The following is a 4258-nucleotide window of genomic DNA, read 5'->3' on the forward strand; positions in this document are numbered from 1 at the left end:
TCTGTTTAATTTTTTGCATACGTAGAGGTTTATTTGCCATAATGCTAGCTTTTATTCTTGTGGAATTTAAACTAGCAATTAATTTGTTTACTTGAACCTCAGTGGTGTACTTTGTGTCGGAATGTCACACTTTTTTAATGAGTCATTAAAAAATATAATTCGCGATTTTTTCTTAAATAATGCATTTAAGTGGTGCACTTTGTCTCGGAATAAGTGGTGCACTTTGCCTCGGAATGGTGGTGTAGTTTACAGCGGAATATTCAGTCAAAATCTGTCTAATTAAAACAGCAGTTTTAAGCTTGTTTTTAACAGCAGTTTTTAAAAGATTTTCATATTCCTTTTCTGTAAATCTTATGGAAATTTTTTTGGAATAATGATTTGCAGTTTTCTTTTTCAAACCACCTTTTCGACCAATTTCAGAATAGAATGTTTTTCTTTTTTCAGCATTTAATTTCTGCTCTTGTTGTCGTGTTGCATCTCGTATAAATGCATTTAAAAAATCTTCATTCATTTGTTTTATTTTCAGTTTTTTCTAATGATTCTGACGAGAGGAAGAATCCAAAAATGATAGAAAGAAAAATAAGCAATGCTTATTGTCGGCTCTATAGTACTTTTTGCACGAGCATCCCACCATATCTTGCCTGTATTTATTTTACTCACCTTCTCTTGTATTTCCTTTGCCATTCATTTGATGGATTTTTGTGAATTAACCAATCATTTAAGTCTTTGAAACCCGAATACAAAACCCGACAATCTTCTTCGTTGTGAGTTTCATTTTTAATCATTTCAACTGCTCTGTTTCCTGCTTCATCGTTATCGAGATAAAGCTTGACATTTTTATAATTGGTGGACAAATTCTTAACACTGGAAATCATCGACACAGAATTTAAAATCAGGAAATCTGAGGACTTATCCTCCAACGATTTTTCAATATTCTTAAATGAAAGAAAATCAAAAAAGCCTTCAAAAACATTCAAGTTTTCTGAACCATTTTTTATTGTAGAAATATCCTTTTTGCCCAAACAAATTTTGGAGTATTTATTACGAATTTCGTAACCTCCAGAATCGTTTTTAAATCCAATTCCGAAGTAATTTTTATCATTTATCCGATAACTAATTTCCTTTAAGAAACCAATTTGCTCGTCTACTCTTCTTGTTACTAAATATTCTATCAAGGCGGGATGCTGAATCTCTGACACTTCAATAATTTCATAAGCTTTAGATACATTCTCAAATTTCTGACCTTGAAAATTTTGATTTTGAAAAGAAGAAAAATTGTTTTTATCTGCCCATTGTAAAACTTCTTTTACTGAAAAACTAAAATATTTTTTCATAAAATCAACATTGTTTCCTCCAATTCCTTCGGAAAACAAATACCAAAAGTTTAGATTTTTATTAAGTTTAAAAGAGGCATATTTTTCTGTTCCAAAAGGACTGAGATACCACGCTTCTTTTTCCGTTTGTTTTGTTGGAAGGTGTCCCCGATTTTGGAGGAATTCTTCCAACGGTATATTATTAAGTTGGGTGCAATTCATATGGTAAATTTTTCGAATATTATAATTGTTGTATTTTGGAAAAATGTTGAGAGAAACGATTTTATATAATTGAATTTCAAAATCTTAAGTCCTCAACAAAAGGTCAACACTTCAACAAACTTTAGTTTTTAAACTCAACAAACCTTCAACAAAAGTTAGATTCAAAAGTTTGTTGAGCAATTTGTATAGAAGTAAGTAATTGATTTTAAATCTATTACAAACTAACTCAACATTTCATCATATTTATGAAGAATAAAATCTTTTTTTATGTTGAAAAATCGACCCACAGAATTATTCTGATAGAATGTTCCTGCAAAATCAATATCATATCTGATATATGTCAAACCATTGTTCTGCGGATTTAGTTTCCAAGTTTCTTTTAAAATATTTCGAATGTCGTTTCTTGTCCAATATGATTGCCTAAACATCCTGTTCATCATATTTAGAATATCTTGCGGAACAATATTGATTTCTTTGTTATCGTTGCTTTCAAAAAATTCATACAGCAGCTCAATCATTTTAGACTCTAACTTGTTATTACTTTTGAAAACAAGCTTTTGAAGTGCCTTTGTCCTAATTTCATCTGCCGAAAACCACATTCTCGTTTTCTTCTCGGTTGAAAAAGGTCTTTCGATTAAAAACCTTAAAAAAAACGGTATTTCTGTAATGAGATTTTTTAGAAACTCTGTATCTTCAACTTCTATAGTATTAACTTTCAAAACCCAAAACCTGATTTCTTCTTCATCGATTTGAATGAAACTTTCCTCGTTATTTGAGCACAAAATAAATTTGGCAAAAAAATCAATTTCTTCTCTATCCTTTCCTTTAGATTCCAGCTTGTCCTTGTTTGTTGTTGAAAGATATTTTAGTCGTTCTGTTATTTCCTTTTTATCAAAAAACACCTCATCGATTGCAACTAGTAGCATTGCTGCCCAATCGCTGTTAAATTGGCTTCCGAAAGAATCTCCTTTGATATAAGTCATATTTAATCCGAAAATTTCTTTCAACCATTTGATAAAAGTTGATTTACCGGTAGACCTATCTTTACTTACCAAACAGAGAATTGGTAGTGTTTGAATTGGATATTGCAAAAGAATTTTTAAATAATCCAAACCCAATTCCATTTGTTCCGCAAAAATATGTTTGACAAAATTCAGAGAAAAGGGAATTTCATTTTTGAAATTTGTATTTTCAGATGACGGTAAAAATGGGATTTTATTATAAAGATTATAGAAGCCTTGAACAATTTGTTGATAATTTATATGCTCTGGAATACAACAAAATCCATCAAATTTAGGAACCAATGAAAGGAAAGATTTGCCGTGATCGCTAATGATGGTTTCGCGATTCCAACGAACCAAAACCGCGGTGGTATCTCCTGAAATCAATGGTTTTTCTATAATTTTGTAATAAGTAGTTCCGACTCGGATATAGGGAGAATTCTGGTTCATATTATTTTCCCTTTTTTCCAGTTTGTATAAGCTCAATATCACTTTTTTTGTAACGTTTACGTCCACCAAAAGGATGAGAAATGATGTAGCCTGTTTTTTCCCAGTTCCATAAGGTTGATGAGTCTATATTGAGAAGCGTGAGAGTATTTTTCCGACTGAGAAATTCTTCCGATTCCTCAGTCTTGATTTCTATATTAGAAGTTCCAGAAACTTCTTTTAGTAAATCGTGTAAATCTTTTAAGTTGACTGTAATACTAACATTTGCCCCAGAATGCAATAGTTCTAGATAATTCATAATTGTTTTTGTTTGTGTTAGACAATATTTTAAATTTTGATTCAATTGAATCTGGGGCAAATGAAAGGAGAGATTTTTTAGAGATTTGATTTTTTTTATCATTTTTCAATCACTTTTTAATCGTTGGGAATAAAAAGAAATTTCCATATCTCACCTGAATTTTTGAAAAAAAAAAGACAATTTCACTTGTTGAAATTGTCGTTATAACTTTAACCTTTTTGATTTCTAACTAATCAATTTTAAAATTTTCTAAATATTCTTCAATATTTCTTATGCATTTAATTTTAAACTTTTTTGAGGGTTTTCGAAAATATAATCTGGTCTGAATTGTATTTTGACTTACTGTAGGCTTTTCCAGCGCTTTAAACATATTTTGTAAATTTGGTGCAAATTCATTTAGATTTGTAAAACCAAAATGATTTACCATATTATAGCCAAAATTGATTAAATCATCGCTACTTAATTCTCTAGTTTTAATCAAGGCTTCAAAAGAAGTTATAGATTTTTTTGAGGAATATATTTCTATATAATCCTCTAATTTCTTAAGTTCGTCGGATGTTGCATATGGTTCCATTGTTATTTTCGTATAGGCTAAAAAACAATTTAACATCTTTTTTTCGCTTTGCAATAAAGATAATTTTTGTTTTTCAATAATATCATCCACCATTATTTCAGATGTTATTAATTCGCTAGTATTACTTTCCGCCTCATTCGGTGTTGACAATTCGTGCTCTAAGACATAATTATCATCTGATGATTCTATGAAATTTGGATATGCAAATAAAAATTCCAGTATAAGTTAAGCTACATTTTGATAAATTTTGTTTTGATTATTAAACTCTTCAATAGTTTTGTATTTCAGTGTACTGTGACGTCTTTTTTTATTGTACCAAATTTCGATGTATTCAAAAATTTCCAGCTCCATTTTTTCTTTTGTAATGAGCTTGTTGCCATAAATGAGTTCCGTCTTTAATGAT

At 29.8% G+C, this 4258-nt stretch carries 6 protein-coding genes; all 6 read right to left on the reverse strand.

Annotated elements, in window-relative coordinates:
* Positions 1-172: 172 nt before the first annotated feature.
* Positions 173-511 (reverse strand): hypothetical protein, encoded by a 339-nt coding sequence (locus tag F564_RS19630; protein WP_051259730.1) that lies wholly within the window; start codon positions 509-511, stop codon positions 173-175.
* Between the two features lie 145 nt (positions 512-656).
* On the reverse strand, positions 657-1535 hold the full coding sequence (locus F564_RS19635) for a toprim domain-containing protein (RefSeq protein ID WP_076605691.1): 879 nt from the start codon (positions 1533-1535) through the stop codon (positions 657-659).
* Between the two features lie 221 nt (positions 1536-1756).
* Positions 1757-2986, reverse strand: a complete 1230-nt coding sequence (locus F564_RS0117290) for a primase-helicase family protein (RefSeq protein ID WP_028123692.1) — start codon at positions 2984-2986, stop codon at positions 1757-1759.
* A gap of 1 nt (position 2987) precedes the next feature.
* Positions 2988-3383 carry a hypothetical protein gene (locus tag F564_RS0117295; RefSeq protein ID WP_228373933.1) on the reverse strand — a complete coding sequence of 132 codons (396 nt, stop codon included), beginning with the start codon at positions 3381-3383 and terminating at the stop codon, positions 2988-2990.
* A 127-nt stretch (positions 3384-3510) separates the two neighbouring features.
* Positions 3511-4005, reverse strand: coding sequence for a hypothetical protein (locus F564_RS0117300; protein ID WP_154656919.1), 495 nt, complete (start codon positions 4003-4005; stop codon positions 3511-3513).
* Positions 4006-4080: 75 nt separating this feature from the next.
* The coding region (locus F564_RS19640; protein ID WP_034981941.1) for an IS3 family transposase at positions 4081-4258 on the reverse strand (178 nt) is incomplete at its 5' end.

Source organism: Epilithonimonas tenax DSM 16811, assembly GCF_000428485.1.
Classification (GTDB): Bacteria; Bacteroidota; Bacteroidia; order Flavobacteriales; family Weeksellaceae; genus Epilithonimonas; species Epilithonimonas tenax.

Bases quoted from the DNA above. Each gene is read 5' to 3' on its own strand.
- F564_RS19630 (WP_051259730.1), bottom strand. From the start codon at position 511: ATGAATGAAGATTTTTTAAATGCATTTATACGAGATGCAACACGACAA.
- F564_RS19635 (WP_076605691.1), bottom strand. From the start codon at position 1,535: ATGAATTGCACCCAACTTAATAATATACCGTTGGAAGAATTCCTCCAA.
- F564_RS0117290 (WP_028123692.1), bottom strand. From the start codon at position 2,986: ATGAACCAGAATTCTCCCTATATCCGAGTCGGAACTACTTATTACAAA.
- F564_RS0117295 (WP_228373933.1), bottom strand. From the start codon at position 3,383: ATGATAAAAAAAATCAAATCTCTAAAAAATCTCTCCTTTCATTTGCCC.